Here is a 294-nt window from a genome sequence, read left to right as displayed (position 1 = left end):
CCGGTTTCATCGATAGATTGTCTGATGGCTTCTCGGGCTTTATAGACGACAGGATCATCTTCAAGCCCCGCGAGCAAGAAGCTGAGACCTACCTCAGCGATAACATCTTGTTTGGTGTAAGTGATGATGTCTTCTATGTTTTGTCGAAAGTAGTCGTATATCCAAGCATGATCCGCTTCGTTGACTTGGCGTTGATAGTAGCCCGAGTCCGCAATCACAATATGGGTCATACCATAGAGCTTGTTTTCATACTGCTGCAGAGACAATCGATAATCTTCATGATCTGGATAGGTA

Annotated in this window: 1 protein-coding gene; it reads right to left on the bottom strand. The window is 44.9% G+C overall.

All coding sequences use genetic code 11. The annotated features are described in order from the left end of the window. A partial coding sequence (locus AB4585_RS24040; protein ID WP_372171266.1) for a DUF3541 domain-containing protein occupies nucleotides 1-294 on the bottom strand: 294 nt, incomplete at both ends.

It is taken from the genome of Vibrio sp. 10N.222.49.C9, from assembly GCF_041474985.1.
Taxonomy (GTDB): Bacteria; Pseudomonadota; Gammaproteobacteria; order Enterobacterales; family Vibrionaceae; genus Vibrio; species Vibrio crassostreae_C.
This window is presented reverse-complemented; position numbering and strand designations above follow the sequence as displayed.